We start from the raw sequence: 15,976 nt of genomic DNA on the forward strand, positions 1-15,976 counted from the left end.
CGAGAGATCACATGAGCGCGACGGACACACCCACTCAGCGGGCCAGCGTGGTCCTGCACGAGAACGGCACAGGCCAGGTGGCGATCGGCGAGGAGCTGTTCCTCCTCAGCGGCCCGGATGCCCGGGCGAACCGGGCCGAGGCCCGGCAGAAGGTCGCCGAGCACGCGAAGGCCACGGCGCAGAGCGTCGAGATGCAGGTGACGGAGAGCGGGAAGAGTCTGCTCCTGCTCGTGGGGCCTGACGGGCGTGTCAGCCGCGCCCAGGCCAAGAGCAGCGCCCCCGAGGTCTCCTCCGCGCCGTCGGCCGCCTCGGCGCCGTCCCCGGCACCCGCGCAGGCCACGGACGAGAACGGCACCTGGACGCAGGCAGAGGCCCCGGCGACGGGGCCGGAGAGCACACCGGTCCGCGATGAGATCGCCGACGTCCCCCGTCTCGAGGGGCTCGAGGATCTGGTGCAGGCCACTCCGGATCAGGGCAGGGGCGCCTACGCGAAGTCGATGGTCGCCCGCGAGCACTCGGAGGATCTTCCCCGTGGATGGGACTTCTCCGGCGAGGAAGGCCAGCCGGTCAGCGCGGAGCCCGTGTACCTGGACCCGCTGGCGTTCGAGTCGACGGAGTCGCCGGAGAGCGTGACCGTGGGCGGCGTGGGGCATGCTGTCCCGGCCAGTCAGTCGAGCTTGCCCGAGCCCGGAGCCGCACTCGATCCGGTGGATTCTGACCCGCGCTGGGAGGAGATCTCTGCGCGGCCCGCGACCCAGGGGATCAGGGGGCGTCTGAACGGCCTCGGCTTCCACTTCGCCCCAGCCCCTGACGAGGTGCAGGAGCGCCGCGAGGAGCTGCAGGCCACGATTGCGGGCGAGGAGCAGATCCAGCGCGCGGAGGCTTTCCGGAAGGTGCACGAGCGGGAGCAGGAGACGCGCCGTCAGGCCCGTGAGCGCGAGCACGACGAGCGCGACCGCCAGCAGCGGGCGCTGATCCAGACGAACTTCGATGACGGCCGGACCATCACGATGGTCAACGTCAAGGGCGGGGCCGGGAAGACCACCGCTGGGTTCCTGATCGCCGCGACCCTCGGCCGTGTCCGTGGTGGTGGTGTCGTCGCGTGGGACGCGAACGAGACCCGCGGCACCTTGGGGTTCCGGGCCGCGAAGGACGCCCACGAGCGCACCGTCGTGGACCTCCTCAGCAACGCCGACGCGTTCGGCACGGTCGAGGGCAGCCGCCTCCCCACGCTCATGAGGTACGTGCGTCAGCAGGGTGATGACCAGTTTGTCGTGCTCGCCTCGGACAAGGACCCGGAGGCGCAGGAGATGGTCGACGCGGACGGGTTCCGCACCGTCCACGAGATCCTCGAGCGGTTCATGAACGTGATCGTGGTCGATACCGGCAACAACGAGCGAGCCGCGCACTTCCTCGCCGCGATCGAGGCCACCGATCAGCTGGTCATCCCCATCTCCCCCGGGGCCGACAGCGTCGCGGCGGCCGAGTGGACCATGGACGCCCTCGCCGCCCGCGGACACGAGGATCTCGTGCGTCACGCGATCGTGCTGCTCCAGGACTCCGCGACCCGCCCCGGCGACGGCGCCGAGATCGCCGCCCGGTTCGAGGGCAAGGTCCGCCAGATCCTCCCGATCCCCTACGACCCGGCCCTCGACGGTGGCACCGAGATCATCTTCGACGAGCTCCAGCCCTCCACCCGGGACGCGTTCCAGGAAGCCACCGCCGCCATCGCCCAGGGTCTCGCCGAGACGAGGGAGAACTGATCATGACGAACACCATGGAGCACGAGACGGCAGGCGACACCCTCCGTGTGGGGCGGGATGAGGTCGTGGACTGGCTCATCCGCACGGTCATCCCCGAGTGCGTCGTCGAGGATGAGGACTCCGAATGGTTCCGCGTTCTGCCCCCGTACGCGGGGCACACCAGCACCGGTCGTGTGCGCGGGTGGGCGGGTGCCGTGCAGCGCCTCGAACGAACCCAGGAGTTGATCGACGAGGAGTACTCGAAGCTGCTGGAGGTGAACAACGAGCCGATCGACGTTCCCGTCACGCCCGAAGAGGAGGCCGTGCGGAAGATGTGCGTGGCCGCTCGCCAGGAGCTGGTGCCATCTCGACTGGGCTTCCACGCCTATCGGGTCCTGGACGGGGTGGTCCGTCTCGGCGATCGGGCCGTCGAGGTGCACGGCGACAAGCTGCTGACGGAGACGGACACGGGAACTCGTGAGGACTACCTCCAGGAGCGTGCAGAGCTGTGGGCGTACTTCCTCGAGGATCTGAAGGCTCGCGGACACGTCAGCACTGAGGAGGACCAGTGATTTCCCTCGACCCCACGACGCCCGTTGCGCCGCACCTGCGTGGCCAGCTCAACGAGATCATCGACCAGCACAGCCAGGACCTCATCACCCTCGCCCACGACACAGCTCTGACGAGCCGTGAACAGTGGCTCGTCCGCAAGGCACTGGACCTCGCCGCCTCCGCGCACGCACTCGATGCAGCCTGGGCCGAGACCGAGCGCCGGGAAGTGCAGGCACTCGACCCGGTGGACCCGGGCACGCTGACCGGCACCCCCGTGGACTACGGCAGTGTCCGTGCGCTCGTGGAGACCGACGCCGCGCAGGCACAGGACCGCTGGACCACCACAGCGCCAGACCTTCGTGCCGCGACCGAACACCTCTGGAACACCAAGCAGAGGAACGAGCCGTGACGCTTCACAAGACCCGTCCCGAGCCCCTTGTCGTGGTCCACGACGTGCTGCAGTGGGCATGGAGCGCGCTCTGCCGGTTCGGCCGCCGGATGCCGTGGACCCTGGTGATCGCCGCCTTCGCCCTCACGATGCTTTCTCCCTTCCTCGCCGTGACGTTCGGAGAGTTCGCGCGGAACGCTCGCCCCGAGGGCCTGGTGTTCCTCGGCATCATCTGCGCGGTCGCCCTGCTCGTGGTGAGGATCGTCAGCACTTACGCGCGTCGGACCCGGAAAGAGCACTGGGATCTTCGGCACGGTCCGCTCCAGTCCGGGCGAATCGCCACGGCGGTGTCAGTTCCCGCCAACCTCGTCACGGAATACGGCGAGGCCGTGGCCCGCGCGGCCCGTGAAGCAGCCGCGCCCCGTGCTGACGCCACCGTCCTGCGTGATCTCGCTCGTGATCTGGCCGCTCGCTCGACCCCGACGCAGTGGCAGACCCTGCGACGCCGTGCAGAGCACGAGGCCGCTCACACGGTCGCCGCTCACGAGCTCGGTGCCGTGATCACGGGCGTCTGGGCCACGGGCAGTCACGTCGGCCAGATCGGCGGCACGGCGCAGTCGAGCATTGCGGGACTGGGCGCGACCGGTGTCGAGCACGAATGGGCATCCGCCGTCGGCGCCCTGGCGGGCACTGTGTGGGACCAGAACCACGGCATCACCGACCAAGGCGGTAGGAACGACCTCCAAATGGTCGCCGGACTGCTCACCCAGATTCTCATCTGGGGCGAACGCCCGCCGGGATTCGAAGGTCCCATGACCTACGAGTCGCTGCTCGCCGGACTGACCACCCGCACTCGGCAGATCCTTGCCGACAACGACGCCCTGGTCCACGCGATCGCGGACCGCATCGAGGCCCACCCCGACGAACACCTGACCGAGCACGACCTCGCCGACCTCTGGAACAAGGAGTAACGCCATGACGAAAACCGACGCTGTGCAGGAGGACGCTGTGAGCACCGTGGTCATGGCCGTACTCCTGTTCATCCTGGGAGCGCTGCTTGTACCCGTGGGTGTGGTTGTTCTGAATGGTGCCGCGTACGTGCCGCAGGTCGGACCCGCGCTCGTGCTGGTTGGTCTGGGCGTGGTCATCGGCCTCATCGGCCTAGTAGTTCTGGGACTCGCTCTTCGGCTCGTGCTCGTGTGGCACTCCTCCTCCGTCTGGGAGAAGGAGTGATGAACGAGAACGAAGGCCCCATCGTCTCGGAGATTCCGCAGTGGGTTCTGGAGTCGGGGCTGCTCGACGTGTGGACCGGGCTCATGGAGCATCCGGTCTGGATGCTCGCCGTCGTGGTGATCGGCGTGCTGATCGCCCTTGTGGGCCGAGGGAGCGCGTTCGTGACCATGCTCGGTTACCTGGTTGCGGCGGCTGGACTTTGGACTCTCGTCGGGGGTGTGGTCGTGCTCGACGGAGGGATGGAGCAGCTCGGGGTCACGCTCGTTGGGCTGTGGATCATCGCGTCTGCGGTGATCACTTCTCGGATGACGACGTGCAGGTCGTGAGACGGCGAACAGTGCGGATCGGGGTGAGAGGGCGTCGGCCGGGTCGCGTCGCGGTGGACGGTCGGGTTGAGCGCTCAGGTCGTGAGGCCGGTGGAAACCGGGGCCGGTGGATACCGGCCCCGGTTTTCGTGTGTCGGGGTAGAAGCGCGTCGACTGTGCAGGTGAGTTCGTGGTGATCGGGCACAGGATCGACCACAAGGAGGACGTGATGGCTGGAAGTGCAATCCCGGAGGTGTTCTCGGGGAAGTTCGGGTGCGGGCACGAGGGTGAGGTGTCGCTGGCGAACGTGCCCGTGGCGAAGCGGTTCTCGCGGGTGGACTGGCTGAGCACGAAGGGCAAGTGCCGGGAGTGTTTCGCGAAGGAGGGTCAGAAGCGCCTGGAGAAGGAGAACAAGGCGTCTGCCGCGTGGGCGAGTGAGCAGGGTCTGCCGGGCCTGCGTGGCAGTGCGAAGCAGGTCGGGTTCGGTGAGCAGCGCCGTCAGGGGCTGATCCAGGACGCGTATGCGGCTCTGGTCGCGGAGGGTGACTGGGACGATGCGGCGTTCGTGAAGGGTGTGCTCGAGCCCGCGCAGCTCGTGACGGGGGCGCATTGGTGGATCGAGGCGGGCGAGAGTGAGGACGCGTCCGTGCTGCCGGAACTGCTGGAGAAGTCCGAGCCGATGCGTGCTCGCGCGTGGGAGCAGCGTGTGAATGCGGCACCCATCGTGGGGACCTCGAAGCAGGAAGACTGGGGTCGCCGTGTGCGGTTCGAGAAGGTCGAGGCCGCGCGCGAAGCCCTGGATGCGGATGTGTTCGCGCAGCGTGTCGAGGAGCCGGCGGCGCGGATCAACTCGGCGCACTGGTGGATCGACATCGCGTCTGCGCCGGTCGAGGCGCTCGTGGATCTGCTGGAGTCCGCAGGGGATGATGCCTACATCGAGAACGTCGAGGAGTGAGGACCGTGGTGAGGATCGAGCAGACGGCGACCGGCTTCGACGTGGTGGGGGTGTCCCTGCCCTCGTGGCCGCGCGTGTCGCAGGTGCGCCTGTCCCTGATCCGCGGTGAGGGGACGGAGATCGGTGACGCGCGAATTGGCCTGAGCACCCAGGTGTCCACGCCACGGCGAAGCCTTCCGCTGTCGTTGCAGGCCCGCGTGGACGATGCCCACCGGATCGGGCAGGCCTACATCGGGGAGCACATGATCACGGCCTCGTATGCGAGCTTCGACCAGGACCTCCAGCGGTTCTTGCTGGTGAGGCCCGAGGAAGCTGTTGCGGTGCGGGAGATGTTGCATCACGTGATCGACCTGGCCTCGGTGATGGCGACGTCGAACGGGGACGAGGGTGTTCGCGTGGTGGCGGATCGGGTGAACGCGCGACTGGAGGAGTTCGTGCGGGGCCAGGGCGTGGCGTGAGCCGAGGACTGGTACAGGCACAGAGGGACGCGATGCGCGCGTCCCTCGATGCCGCGTGGGAGCGGCAGATCCGGTGGGACCTCCCGGATCTCGATGGGCCGACCGAGCGGGCAGTGATCATGGGCACCCTGGTACGAGATCGGGCGCTCACACTGATCCTCGAGGAGCTCGTGGGTGCGGCGGCTCGGCGTCGGCGCCGTGCCCCGTGGGGCGATCTGTGGGCCGGGCCGTGGTTCGAGAACGTTGTGCTCGTCGAGGCCCGGACGCGAACTACGGAGGGCTGGTGGACGCGGCGTGCGCCTCGCACGGGTTGGTCGTGGGCGATCGCCCTGGACCCGGAGGGCGCGGGAGCCGCGGGCTGGGTCTAGAAGTCCCCCAGGTGTGACCTGTCGGACCCGATGGGTGGGTGAGAGCGGGAGGGACCGCTTCATCACTCACACGGGGAAGGCGAGAAGCGATGCGGACAGCACAGGGGACGGTTCTAGCGGGGCCGGTGATCAAAGTCGATGACGGCTGGGGTGAGTACCTGGAACCGTTCAAGAACATGGTGGGCGGTCTCCTGTTCGCCCTCGCGGTCGTGGGGGTCCTGGCACTGCTGGCCTGGCTGGCGATCTCCATGCTCCAGCAGCTGGGCCAGTACAAGAGCACCTGGATGCACCGGATTCTGGGCATCCTGGGCGTGGTGAGCCTGGCCGCGTCGATCGTCCCGGCGGTCACGTTCTTCTCCGACCAGATGGGGAAGACGGAGGTTCCCGTCGGTGCGCAGGAGACCATCGCGCCGCTGAAGAACCCGGGGCAGAAGATCGACGACATGGTGGACAAGGCCTGCAAGGACCCGGACGGCGTGGTGGACGCGTACCAGGCCGCGAAGCAGCGCGCGAAGGCTGCCGAGCAAGACTCGAAGATGGACCCGGTGGAGAAGCGCAAGATTCTGTCTGACGCGTCTGACAAGCAGGAGGAGTACCAGAACTTCCTGAATAGCTGCAATGACCGGAAGGCAGAGCAGGGCCAGGAGAAGGCCAAGCAGAAGCAGGACGAGTATGACCAGAAGGTGGAGTCGGACGAAGAGCAGTCGGATGCTCTGTCCGATTCGCCGTCGAAGAAGGAGAAGCAAGCGACGAGGGAGAAGTCCGCGGACGAGAAGAGCGCGGAGGATCTGTCGGGGGACTGAGCACAGGCTCTCCCAGCCATTCACCCCGTGTGGCTGAGGAGATTGGGAGCGGGCGGTCTAGTGCGGACCCCCCGCTCTTTTTATGCCCGAAAGTCGGGGCTGTGGAGGGTGTAGAAGCGGGGGAGTGCGGTGGGGCCAGTGCGGTGAAGGGGTGCGGCGGGTGCGCAGGGCGCCCGCCCTCGAGACCCACAAGGGGGCCACAGATGCTGAACGCACTGGCAGTGAAGGTGGATGCCGCACAGCACGCGGCACACACGACGCTGGGAAACCAGGTGTCGGGAGCGCGGGGAGACGTGATCCTCGCGGAGGATCCGGGTATCAAGTCCAACCCGAGCTACTGGCCGTTCATGGACGACCTGAAGGACATGGTCGGCGGGGCCCTGTCGGTGGTGTTCGTGGTCGCGGTGGCGGCGATCCTCGGGGCCGCCGCGATTCTCATGATCGGCAAGCTCTCCAGTTCGTCGGAGCTGTCGCGGCGGTCGACGACCATTCTGGTCGCGATCCTGATCTTCGCGACCATCGCCGGTTCAGCTTCGGCTGCGGTCGGGTTCTTCACCGATATCAAGCTCTTCTGAGCGGGCCGCGAATCGCAGGGGGCGGACATGGACGAAGTGGATTGCGACACCACTGACATCAACTGCAACATCGTGTATGGGGCGGCGAAGATCGTCGACGGTTTCGCGCACGCGGAATCGGCCGGTGCGTGGTCATTCATCAAGGAGGCGTTCACGGGAAGTGCCGGGACGATTACCTCGGATGAGTGGACCGTCGCGACGGACATGACCTCACGATGGAGCATCGTGGTGCTCGTCGTCGTGGCGGGCGTGACCTTGGTGAAGGTCATGACGGAGATCATCGGCGGGTCACCGCAGAAGGCAGCGTCGGGCTTCATCATGGGCTGCCTGGCGTGGCCGTTCACGGTGCTGAGCGTGTACACGGCTATTCGGATCACGGGTGGTGTGGACCTGCTGACGATCGGGATTCTTGGCAGCGGTGACAAGTCCGCTGCGGAGGTGATCCCGCAGATCATCGGGTCCAGCACCGTGAACTACGACATGGCGAACCAGATCCTGGACGCCTCGGGGAACCCTATTTCTGACGAGGCTGTGAAGGCACTCGTGCAGGCGCTGATCGTGAGCATGTGCGCGCTGCTGCAGGTGTTGGCGTGCTTCCTGCTCTCGTTCATGCTCGCGTTCCGGAACTTCGCGATGCTCGTGCTGATCGGATTCGCGCCGGTGGCGTTCATGGCGCTGCCGGTGCGGACCACCGGCGCGTGGGCGAGGAAGTGGGCGGAAGTCACGATCGCCCTGGTGATCGCAAAGCCCGTCGCGGCAGGCGTGCTGGTGATGTCGATCGACCTGTTCACCAGTGGCAGCGACTTCTGGCAGTACCTCGTGGGGTGCGTGGCGATGTGCATGGCCGCGTTCGCCCCAGTGATCACGATGCGCATGTTCAGCTTCATCGGCGGTGACCAGGCTGCTGCGCAGGGCTCGCACGGTGCCTCCGTGGTGACGAATATCGGTGCGGGCGCTGCTCGCGGTGGAAAGGCGGTGCTCGGGCGATGACCATGGTCAGCAGTAGCAGTGACGTCGAGATCCGTCACGAGGCGAAGCGGGTGCGGTTCCCGCGCCTGGAGCGCGGCGGGTTCATGTGGGGCCTGGACGGCAAGCAGTTCCTCGTGGTGCTCCTTGCCGTGATCAGCACTGTGGTCATGCAGGCGCTGTTCGGGCCGGGCAAGGCGATGGTGTGGCTCCTCGTGTTGGCGGGCCCGGTGGGTGCGTGGGGAGCGATCAGCTGGCGGGGACGCTCGCTGATGGACCGCACCACCGTGCGCGCCGAGCACGGCGCGCGGAAGATGACGGGCAAGACCCGCTGGGCGAAGTCGGAGAAGCCCGTCCCGCAGGGCACGCTCGCACTGCCCGGTCAGGTCGGGGCGAGGATCACCGTGCACTCCACTCGCTGGGAGCACGGGGCCATGCTCTATGACGCGGAGAACCGCAATGCGATCGCGGTGCTGCGGTGCGAGGCGATCGGGTGGCCGCTGGCCGATGACGACGACCGGGACCAGCGCGCGGAAGCGTTCTCCGACCAGTGCAAGAGCCTGATCCGAAAGCACGTGATCGAGCGAATCGCCCTGATGGCGCGCACGATCCCGGAGCAGGAGACCTCGGCGACGCAGTGGCATGAGGAGACGGCCGCGAAGTGGGGCGTCGTCGACGAGTGGGGCCAGGAGATCATGCACGACGTCCTGGACGGCAACCACTACGTCAACAGCGACGGAGACCCCCTGGGCCCGGAGTCCCAGGTGCTCCCGGTACACCGCGACACCCTCGTGGTGATCTCGATGTCGACCACGAAGGCTGCACGGCTGATCCGAGCCAATGGCGGCGGACTGGCGGGCGCGGCCCAGGTCCTCGCCTCGCAGGTGACGTCGTTCAAGGATGAGCTGAAGCGCTGCGGCGTGACCGAGGTGACCTGGGCTTCCCCGGCGGAAGTCGCTGACGCCGTGCGCGTGGCGATGGATCCGTCCGCCACGGAGATCCTGTCGCAGCAGGCGACGACAGGGCGCGATGAGGACGTGTTCGACCACGGTGGCGCCCTGTTCGTCGACGACACGGACCCCGAGGTCCTGGTGACCAACGGCGGCGCGCACTCGACGTACTGGATCGGCCAGTGGCCCCAGACGGATGTGAAGGCCGGTTTCCTGGAGCCGCTGATCTGTGAGGGCAGCTACCCGCACGTGGTCACCACGGTCCTGACGGCGGAGCCTCCGGGGCTCGGACTGACCGGTATCGAGCGGAGGCGTGCGGCCCTGGAGTCGAAGAAGGACCTCAACGCGCGCCTGAAGCGCCCCACCTCGATCCTCGATGAGAAGTCCGAGGAGGACCTGCGTGAGCGCGAGGAGGAACTGGCGACCGGGCATGTGGACGTGCGCGTCACGGGCTACGTGACCGTCTCCGGCGCGGACGTGGATGAGGTGCGCGTGAACCGAGACCTGATGGAGCGAGACGCATCCCGCTTGGACGTGCAGCTGCTCAAGCGCCAGCAGTGGGCGTCGTTCTGCGCTGCGGCCCTGCCGCTGGGATGGGGGCTGCGCTGATGAGCACCAACACACTCGGAGGGGAAGACGTGATCGCTGTGGACCCGATGACCGAACCGTGGCAGGCACTCAACCTCGAGGCGCTCGGCGGGCGAGTCGTCCGGCCCGTGACGACGGCGGGAACGCGCTTCGACCCACTGGTCGTGGTGCCCGAAGGGGGCCATGCCGAGGATGAGGAGGGGATCTCGTGAGCCGGTACATTCTGGATACGGAGAAGACGCCGAAGAAGCTGTCTCGCCACGAGCGGGCACGACGCAAGGAGCTCGCCCTCGAGGAAGCTCCGGTCCTGCACGAGGTGGTGGAGGACGCGGATGCCTCCAACGAGTTCCCCTCGCTGCGCCCTGATGCCGTGGGCGGCATGGAGTGGGCGCGCCACGCGTGGCCGCGGCCCCTGCGCGTCTCCTCGGCCCGGTACGGGGCGGCGATTCCGTTCCTCGCGGACGCGGGCTCCGGGGTGGCCGGCGCGCGGCTGGGGAAGGACGTGCTCGGTGGCGGCTGGTTCCATGTCGACCCGTGGGAGTTCTACCGGCGGAAGTGGATCACCGGGACGTCGATCGTGCAGATCGGCGGCGTCGGTGCGGGAAAGTCCACGACGGCGAAGGCGACTGCCCGGCGGCTGATCGCTCAGGGGCGGAAGGTCGCTGTGCCCTCAGATCCCAAGGGCGAGTGGGCGCGGGTCGCGGAGACGGTCGACGGTGCCCAGGTGCTCGAGCTGGGTGCTGGCAAGGACCGGATTAATCCGCTGGATGAGGGTGTGCGCCCGGCTGGGCTGAGTGACCAGGAGTGGGGTGATGAGGTCCGCACCCGGCGGCAGCAGTTGCTGATCGCGATCATTTCCGTGATGAACGGTGGGCGGCGGATCGAGCCGGAGCAGTACACGGCACTGGACCTGGCTCTGCGGGACCTGGAGCGTTCGACGCGGGTGCCGACGATCCGCGGGATGATCGAGCGTCTGCGCAAGCCCTCGGAGCAGGACCGTGAGGAGGTCGGGGGCGCGGGTATGCCGCTGGCGCACTCCCTGCGCCGCGCAGTCTCGGGTGACCTGGCAGGCATGTTCGATGAGGAGTCCACGGTCACGTTCGACCGGGACACCACGATGATCGTGATCTCCACGCGGGTGCTGCTGAGGAAGCCCCAGATCGTGAAGGCCGTCGCCTCGGCGTGCACGTCGTTCTGGATCGACCAGGTCGTGCGGGATGAGTCCAGCGGCTACTGGGTCGTGATCTCCGAGGAGGGGTGGGCCGAGATGCGCGACCCCAAGGCTGTGGAGCTGCTCGATGAGCGTCAGCGCATGGCCGGTGAGGACGGGACCGCGAACTGGCTGATCATGCACGAGCTGTCGGATCTGAACATGGTCGGTGAAGCCGGGTCGCCGCAGAGGGAGCAGGCCATGGGGCTGCTGTCGAAGGCACAGATCAAGATCGTGCACCGGCAGTCGCCCGCCGCGATCGACCATGCCATCCAGGCGCTGCGTCTGACGATGCGCGAGGCCGACAAGGTGCTGTCGCTGGCACAGGGGGAGGCCCTGTGGAAGATCGGGGACCGGTCGCTGCTGGTGCGCACGATGATCACCGGCCGGGAGTTCCCGTACTACAACACGAGCAGCAAGAGGGCGGGTATCTGACATGAAGGGCTACTTCACGGCGAAGGAACAGCTCCTGCTGATCGGTGTTGGAGCGGTCGGGCTGGTCTTCATCCTGCTGGGGGCGGACAAGCTCGCGGTGCGCCTGGCGTGCGGGTCCTGGCCCCACCGGCAGGGCGACGGTTCGGCGTTCACGATGCTGCTGAAGCTCGTGACCGGTGACATCGGCGCCTGGGTCGGGACGACGGAGTCGGGGTGCACGGCGCCGAACTGGGTGCTGTGGGCGGTGCCCGTGGTCGGCATCGCGATCCTGATTGCGGCGGTTGCGTGGGCGATCTACCGATGGAACGTGTACAAGCTGTCCCCGGCGTACCTGCGTCGCTCCCTGCTGGAGCGCAAGGAGGTCGTGGCGCGCGGCCGTGAGGTCAAGCGAGAGATGGGCCGCGAGGTGGCGATCTCCCGGGGACGCAAAGTCCGCCCGGAGCACTCCCAGGCAGTGGGCAGGAAGTTCGCCCCCGAGGATGCGGCCTACGAGCTGGGTAGCTCGCAGGGTGTGGAGACGTGGATCAGCATGGAAGACGCGGTGCTGCTGATCGGCCCGCCCCGCTCGGGCAAGGGCTTCGGCGTGCTGACCTCGCAGATCATCGGCTGCCCGGGACCTGTGGTGACGACCTCCACGCGCGGGGACAACATGCAGGCCACGATCCTGGCGCGCTCGAAGGTCGGCCCCGTGTACGTGTTGGACCCCGCCGGGGTGACCGGTCGGAAGTCCACGCTGAAGTGGTCACCGATTCCAGGATGCGAGGACGGCGAGCTGGCGAAGAGGCGAGGCGAGCGGCTGATCGAGGGCACGGGCCTGGGCGCGGGCGACTCGGGGAACAACCAGGAGTTCGCGACGAAGGCTGTGGAGATCATGCAGGCGCTGCTGCACGCGGCCGCGATCGGGGGCAAGGGTCTGAGCGCCCTGTACACCTGGACGAAGGACCCGGAGCGTGCCCGTGAGGCGGTGCAGATCCTTCAGGAGGGTTCACCGCTGGGGTGGCATGTGGGGCTGAACGCGACGATCCAGCTGCCGCCAGAACAGCGACAGGCCCAGTGGTTCGGCGTCGCATCGGCGCTGTCCCCGGTTGATGTCCCGGGGGTGCGGGACATGTTCTCCCCAGGGCCGGAGGACCCGGTGTTCGACCCGGAGACGTTCCTGCGGGAGAAGGGCACGCTGTACCTGATCTCGCCGGTGAAGCCCGCAGGGAAGGCGACAGGAGTGGGCGTGATGCTCGCGCTGCTGCTGGACGCGATCACCGAGACCGCGCACGAGATGGCGATGATGTCGCCCTCGGGGCGGCTGGATCCGCCTCTGGCACTGGTGCTCGACGAGATCGCGAACGTGTTCGCGTGGCCCGCGATGCCGAACTGGATGGCGGCGGGATCCGGTGAAGGTATCCAGGTGACCGGTGTCGTGCAGTCTCGGTCGATGCTGCGTGCGGGGTGGGGCGCCGAGGGCGCGGTCATCGCCTGGGAGGCGGCGACGCGGAAGGTCATCCTCGGTGGTGGCTCGAACAAGGCTGACCTCGAGGAGGCTGTGGCGCTGCTGGGTGAGCGGACGCACCGCACAGTGCAGGGCTCCTGGGGCGGCGATCGGGAGACCAGCTTCAACGAGAACGAATCGTTCAGGTCTGGTGTCAGCGTCGATGAGCTCCGGCGGCTGCCCGAGCTGATGGCGCTGCTGATCGCCGGGCGCGCCCGAGCGATCGCCGTGGACCTGGTGCCCTTCACGAAGCGCCCGTTCGTCGAGGACATCACCGCGTCGCAGGCATGGCACAAGGAGCACCCGCCGGTGAAGAAGGGCGGCGAGCTGGGTCCGGTGTTCCCGGTGCACGGGCTGGCCGCGGAGCAGGAGAAGAAGGCGAAGAAGAGGGCGGCCGATTTCGTGGCCGGGCCCGACGGGCACAACATGAGCGAGAAGGTGAGTAGCAGTGGGTCTTAAGCGAGGCGGACGCCGCCACGAGGACTATGTTGGCGGCTACCTGCGACAGGTGTCCTGGTTCCGTCGGCGCGACGCCTTTGTCGCGTCCCGTACCGGGGCGGATGGTCTGGTCGCGTGTGTGTGCTGCGATGAGCGGTACCGGCCGCGGCAGGTCGATGTCCATCACCTCTCCTATGACGGTGTGAGCCGGGAGAACGAGCGCTGGGTCTCGCGGGAGGCCGACGACGATCTCATGGTGCTGTGCCGGTGGTGCCACGAGCGCGTGCACACGCTGATGGACACCGATCGCGGGTGGGCGCAGATGGGCAGGCGTGAAGCGACGGTCAGCGTGGTGCGCGCGATCCAGAGGCAGCTGACGGCGACGGCCGTGCGTCTCGCGGCGAGTGGGAGCTGATGATGTCGAGCGCGGTCGATGACTTCATGGCGCAGGGCATGGACGAGGACGATCTCGCCGTGATCGGCGAGGAGACCGGATGGTCGAACGCGGCCACCGGCACGCCCGTGTCCTCCCCGGCCTTGGATGCCCTCCAGCCGCCCGAACCTCCCTCGGCCGTGGCCCAGGGCGGCAGCGGGAAGCCGGGGCTGGCCGCCTCGATGACGGCAGCGAAGGAGGCGATCGACGCGGAAGGGCCGGGCGTGTTCGCGTGGAGGTTCGCCGACCGTGAGCGGATCGCCGGGCAGTGGGACCAGCTGCGGGAGTTCGTGGACTGGATCGTGGATGTGTACCGGCTGGAAAGCGGCACCGAGCATGTGCCGTGCTGGTGGCGACACCCTGATCTGGTCCAGGAGTGGGACGCCCTGCGGCACCTGCACGTCCTGTCCTACAAGGAGGACAACTCGGGCGACGGACCCAACAACTTCCACTACTGGCTCAGCGCGTTCCGGCAGCGCGTCCGCTCCGCCATTACGCGCGTGAACTGCACAGTGCAGGAAGGACACGAGGAGCCGTACCGTGGCGGCGCGCCCACGCGGATCACCGATGACGAATGGGCGGACCTGACGGGCAGCGACGCGCGGTATGAGGCGGCGTCGTCCTGGCCGCGATGGGGCGAGTCGGAGGAATCGTCGTGAACCAGATCGACAAGATCGCGCACGACCTCGGCCCCGAGCAGCCGGCCACACCGCCGCGCGGCTCGAAGGGAGGGGCTGTGCGGCGTCGCTTGCTCCTTGCCGGGGTCGGTGTGCTCGTGGTCGCCGGGGCCGGTGGCGCGGGCGTCTATGCGACCCGAAGCTCCCGTGAGCGAGGCGAGGGCTCAGGCCCGTCGGACGCGTCGGACGGTGCGACGGCGAGCCCGGTCAAGCCTCTTCCCGGGGGAGTGGAGGGCACTGCCGTGTTTTCCGGCCCGGCGGGAACGGTGGCGCCGGTGCTCGCTCCGGGCGGGGCGGGTGCGTGCGCTGACTCCACGGGACGGGCGCTGGTGGTGACCGTCGACGGTGCCGCGGCCACGGGGCAGGACGTCATCACCGAGAGGATGCTGGTGGCGGGCGAGGCCGACGGCGAGGACGTGATCGCCTGGGCAGGGAAGACCAACATCGGGTGGTGGAGCCGCACGGGCGGCCTCCAGCGCATGGAGCACGAGCGCCCGGTCGCGCTGTCCAGTGATGGCGGCGGGATCCTCGCGACGGATGACCACGAGTGGGCAGCTCGAGTCACTACAGAGGGACTGGAAGAGCTGGCGCTTCCCTCCGGCGCGGATCCCCTGGGTGTGCTCAGCGATGGCACGCTGGTCTTCACCGACGATCGGGGATACCTGACGAGCCTGACGAGCGAGAACGAGACGCGCCTGTTCGCCCCCTCACCGCCGGAGGACTCGCTCAGCGTTGCGCGGATCGCGGGCCTGGTCGGTGCACAGGCGGTGGTGGTGTGGCGAAAGTCAGGGAAGCCGACGAAGGCCGCGGCACGGAAGGCGTGGGTGTCGTTGCGCGACACCCAGACGGGGGACAGCAGCGACGGTGCGAGCGCCCGGTGGGCTGCTGTGAAGGACGCCGACCTGGTGCGCGCCGGGGACGGTCGAGCACTGCTGGGCGGTCTCCTCATCCACGAGGACGGCCGCCTGCGGGATGTCGAGGAGCGCGTCGAGCCGATAGGGCTCGCGGGCGGAGAGATCCGCGTGCGTGTCGACGGCGAGGAGGCCTGGCTCGATCCTGCGAGCGGCAAGGTCGAGGATCCACCCGCTGATGGGGTGTGGACCCTGGAGAACTCCGTGGCGCGCTGGGTCGGTGACGAGCACACCGTGTGGTTCGCCGGTAGCGTGTAGAGCGCCTGCCCGGTCGACGTCACCCACCTCGCGTTGGGCCGGGCAGGAAGACGCGATCCGGATCGTGCTGACGTCACGCAGCCACCCCCGTGTGGCTCAGCTCGAGGAGATCGCGGATGCAGGGCCAGCCCATCGTTGGGCTGGCCCTGCAGTGCGTTTAGAAGCGGTCCGAGGGCGGCGCGGTCGTGGTGTGTGAGTGAGAGGTCGGGCGTGGAGGCCCGGCCCCGCTGCACACCAAGGAGATCGTC

General features: G+C 68.1%; 19 protein-coding genes. All 19 read left to right on the forward strand.

What is annotated here, in order from left to right; all coding sequences use genetic code 11:
* Positions 1-11 precede the first annotated feature (11 nt).
* The 19 genes from Bra3105_RS18210 (at position 12) to Bra3105_RS18300 (ending at position 15,728) form a co-directional block, all read left to right on the forward strand.
* Positions 12-1,763, forward strand: coding sequence for a hypothetical protein (locus Bra3105_RS18210; RefSeq protein WP_228358065.1), 1,752 nt, complete (start codon positions 12-14; stop codon positions 1,761-1,763).
* A gap of 2 nt (positions 1,764-1,765) precedes the next feature.
* Positions 1,766-2,314: a hypothetical protein gene (locus Bra3105_RS18215; protein ID WP_228358066.1), complete on the forward strand. Its 549-nt coding sequence runs from the start codon at positions 1,766-1,768 to the stop codon at positions 2,312-2,314.
* Positions 2,311-2,703, forward strand: coding sequence for a hypothetical protein (locus Bra3105_RS18220; RefSeq protein WP_228358067.1), 393 nt, complete (start codon positions 2,311-2,313; stop codon positions 2,701-2,703). Before Bra3105_RS18215 ends, Bra3105_RS18220 begins: the two co-directional genes overlap by 4 nt.
* The gene (locus Bra3105_RS18225) at positions 2,700-3,653 is read left to right on the forward strand and encodes a hypothetical protein (protein WP_228358068.1); all 954 of its coding nucleotides are present in this window, start codon (positions 2,700-2,702) and stop codon (positions 3,651-3,653) included. Before Bra3105_RS18220 ends, Bra3105_RS18225 begins: the two co-directional genes overlap by 4 nt.
* A gap of 4 nt (positions 3,654-3,657) precedes the next feature.
* Positions 3,658-3,915, forward strand: a complete 258-nt coding sequence (locus Bra3105_RS18230; RefSeq protein ID WP_228358069.1) for a hypothetical protein — start codon at positions 3,658-3,660, stop codon at positions 3,913-3,915.
* Positions 3,915-4,241 carry a hypothetical protein gene (locus Bra3105_RS18235; protein WP_228358070.1) on the forward strand — a complete coding sequence of 109 codons (327 nt, stop codon included), beginning with the start codon at positions 3,915-3,917 and terminating at the stop codon, positions 4,239-4,241. The genes Bra3105_RS18230 and Bra3105_RS18235 overlap by 1 nt, the downstream gene beginning before the upstream one ends.
* A 169-nt stretch (positions 4,242-4,410) precedes the next feature.
* Positions 4,411-5,175, forward strand: a complete 765-nt coding sequence (locus tag Bra3105_RS18240) for a hypothetical protein (RefSeq protein WP_228358071.1) — start codon at positions 4,411-4,413, stop codon at positions 5,173-5,175.
* A gap of 5 nt (positions 5,176-5,180) precedes the next feature.
* Complete coding sequence (locus Bra3105_RS18245) at positions 5,181-5,633, forward strand: hypothetical protein (protein WP_228358072.1); 453 nt, start codon at positions 5,181-5,183, stop codon at positions 5,631-5,633.
* Positions 5,634-5,665: 32 nt separating this feature from the next.
* The gene (locus Bra3105_RS18250) at positions 5,666-6,001 is read left to right on the forward strand and encodes a hypothetical protein (protein ID WP_228358073.1); all 336 of its coding nucleotides are present in this window, start codon (positions 5,666-5,668) and stop codon (positions 5,999-6,001) included.
* A gap of 89 nt (positions 6,002-6,090) precedes the next feature.
* Entirely contained in the window at positions 6,091-6,804 is a 714-nt protein-coding gene (locus tag Bra3105_RS18255; protein ID WP_228358074.1) for a paraquat-inducible protein A, read from the forward strand.
* Between the two features lie 203 nt (positions 6,805-7,007).
* Entirely contained in the window at positions 7,008-7,379 is a 372-nt protein-coding gene (locus Bra3105_RS18260; RefSeq protein ID WP_228358075.1) for a hypothetical protein, read from the forward strand.
* 27 nt (positions 7,380-7,406) lie between these two features.
* Entirely contained in the window at positions 7,407-8,369 is a 963-nt protein-coding gene (locus tag Bra3105_RS18265) for a hypothetical protein (protein ID WP_228358076.1), read from the forward strand.
* Entirely contained in the window at positions 8,366-9,904 is a 1,539-nt protein-coding gene (locus tag Bra3105_RS18270; RefSeq protein ID WP_228358077.1) for an SCO6880 family protein, read from the forward strand. Before Bra3105_RS18265 ends, Bra3105_RS18270 begins: the two co-directional genes overlap by 4 nt.
* A 29-nt stretch (positions 9,905-9,933) precedes the next feature.
* Positions 9,934-10,095, forward strand: a complete 162-nt coding sequence (locus Bra3105_RS18275; protein WP_228358078.1) for a hypothetical protein — start codon at positions 9,934-9,936, stop codon at positions 10,093-10,095.
* 158 nt (positions 10,096-10,253) lie between these two features.
* Positions 10,254-11,528 (forward strand): ATP-binding protein, encoded by a 1,275-nt coding sequence (locus tag Bra3105_RS18280; RefSeq protein WP_228358079.1) that lies wholly within the window; start codon positions 10,254-10,256, stop codon positions 11,526-11,528.
* Between the two features lies 1 nt (position 11,529).
* Positions 11,530-13,470 (forward strand): type IV secretory system conjugative DNA transfer family protein, encoded by a 1,941-nt coding sequence (locus Bra3105_RS18285; RefSeq protein ID WP_228358080.1) that lies wholly within the window; start codon positions 11,530-11,532, stop codon positions 13,468-13,470.
* Positions 13,471-13,588: 118 nt separating this feature from the next.
* A complete protein-coding gene (locus tag Bra3105_RS18290; RefSeq protein ID WP_456151308.1) occupies positions 13,589-13,864 on the forward strand; it encodes a DUF7097 family protein in 276 nt (91 codons plus the stop codon).
* Positions 13,864-14,541, forward strand: coding sequence for a hypothetical protein (locus tag Bra3105_RS18295; RefSeq protein WP_228358082.1), 678 nt, complete (start codon positions 13,864-13,866; stop codon positions 14,539-14,541). Before Bra3105_RS18290 ends, Bra3105_RS18295 begins: the two co-directional genes overlap by 1 nt.
* A gap of 347 nt (positions 14,542-14,888) precedes the next feature.
* Entirely contained in the window at positions 14,889-15,728 is an 840-nt protein-coding gene (locus Bra3105_RS18300) for a hypothetical protein (RefSeq protein WP_228358083.1), read from the forward strand.
* Positions 15,729-15,976: the final 248 nt, after the last annotated feature.

This window comes from Brachybacterium halotolerans subsp. kimchii, assembly GCF_020792675.1.
Lineage (GTDB): Bacteria > Actinomycetota > Actinomycetes > Actinomycetales > Dermabacteraceae > Brachybacterium > Brachybacterium halotolerans.

Coding starts and splice junctions, on each gene's coding strand:
- Bra3105_RS18260 (WP_228358075.1), top strand. CDS start 7,008: ATGCTGAACGCACTGGCAGTGAAGGTGGATGCCGCACAGCACGCGGCA.
- Bra3105_RS18215 (WP_228358066.1), top strand. CDS start 1,766: ATGACGAACACCATGGAGCACGAGACGGCAGGCGACACCCTCCGTGTG.
- Bra3105_RS18250 (WP_228358073.1), top strand. CDS start 5,666: ATGCGCGCGTCCCTCGATGCCGCGTGGGAGCGGCAGATCCGGTGGGAC.
- Bra3105_RS18270 (WP_228358077.1), top strand. CDS start 8,366: ATGACCATGGTCAGCAGTAGCAGTGACGTCGAGATCCGTCACGAGGCG.
- Bra3105_RS18210 (WP_228358065.1), top strand. CDS start 12: ATGAGCGCGACGGACACACCCACTCAGCGGGCCAGCGTGGTCCTGCAC.
- Bra3105_RS18295 (WP_228358082.1), top strand. CDS start 13,864: ATGATGTCGAGCGCGGTCGATGACTTCATGGCGCAGGGCATGGACGAG.
- Bra3105_RS18285 (WP_228358080.1), top strand. CDS start 11,530: ATGAAGGGCTACTTCACGGCGAAGGAACAGCTCCTGCTGATCGGTGTT.
- Bra3105_RS18265 (WP_228358076.1), top strand. CDS start 7,407: ATGGACGAAGTGGATTGCGACACCACTGACATCAACTGCAACATCGTG.
- Bra3105_RS18235 (WP_228358070.1), top strand. CDS start 3,915: ATGAACGAGAACGAAGGCCCCATCGTCTCGGAGATTCCGCAGTGGGTT.
- Bra3105_RS18230 (WP_228358069.1), top strand. CDS start 3,658: ATGACGAAAACCGACGCTGTGCAGGAGGACGCTGTGAGCACCGTGGTC.
- Bra3105_RS18255 (WP_228358074.1), top strand. CDS start 6,091: ATGCGGACAGCACAGGGGACGGTTCTAGCGGGGCCGGTGATCAAAGTC.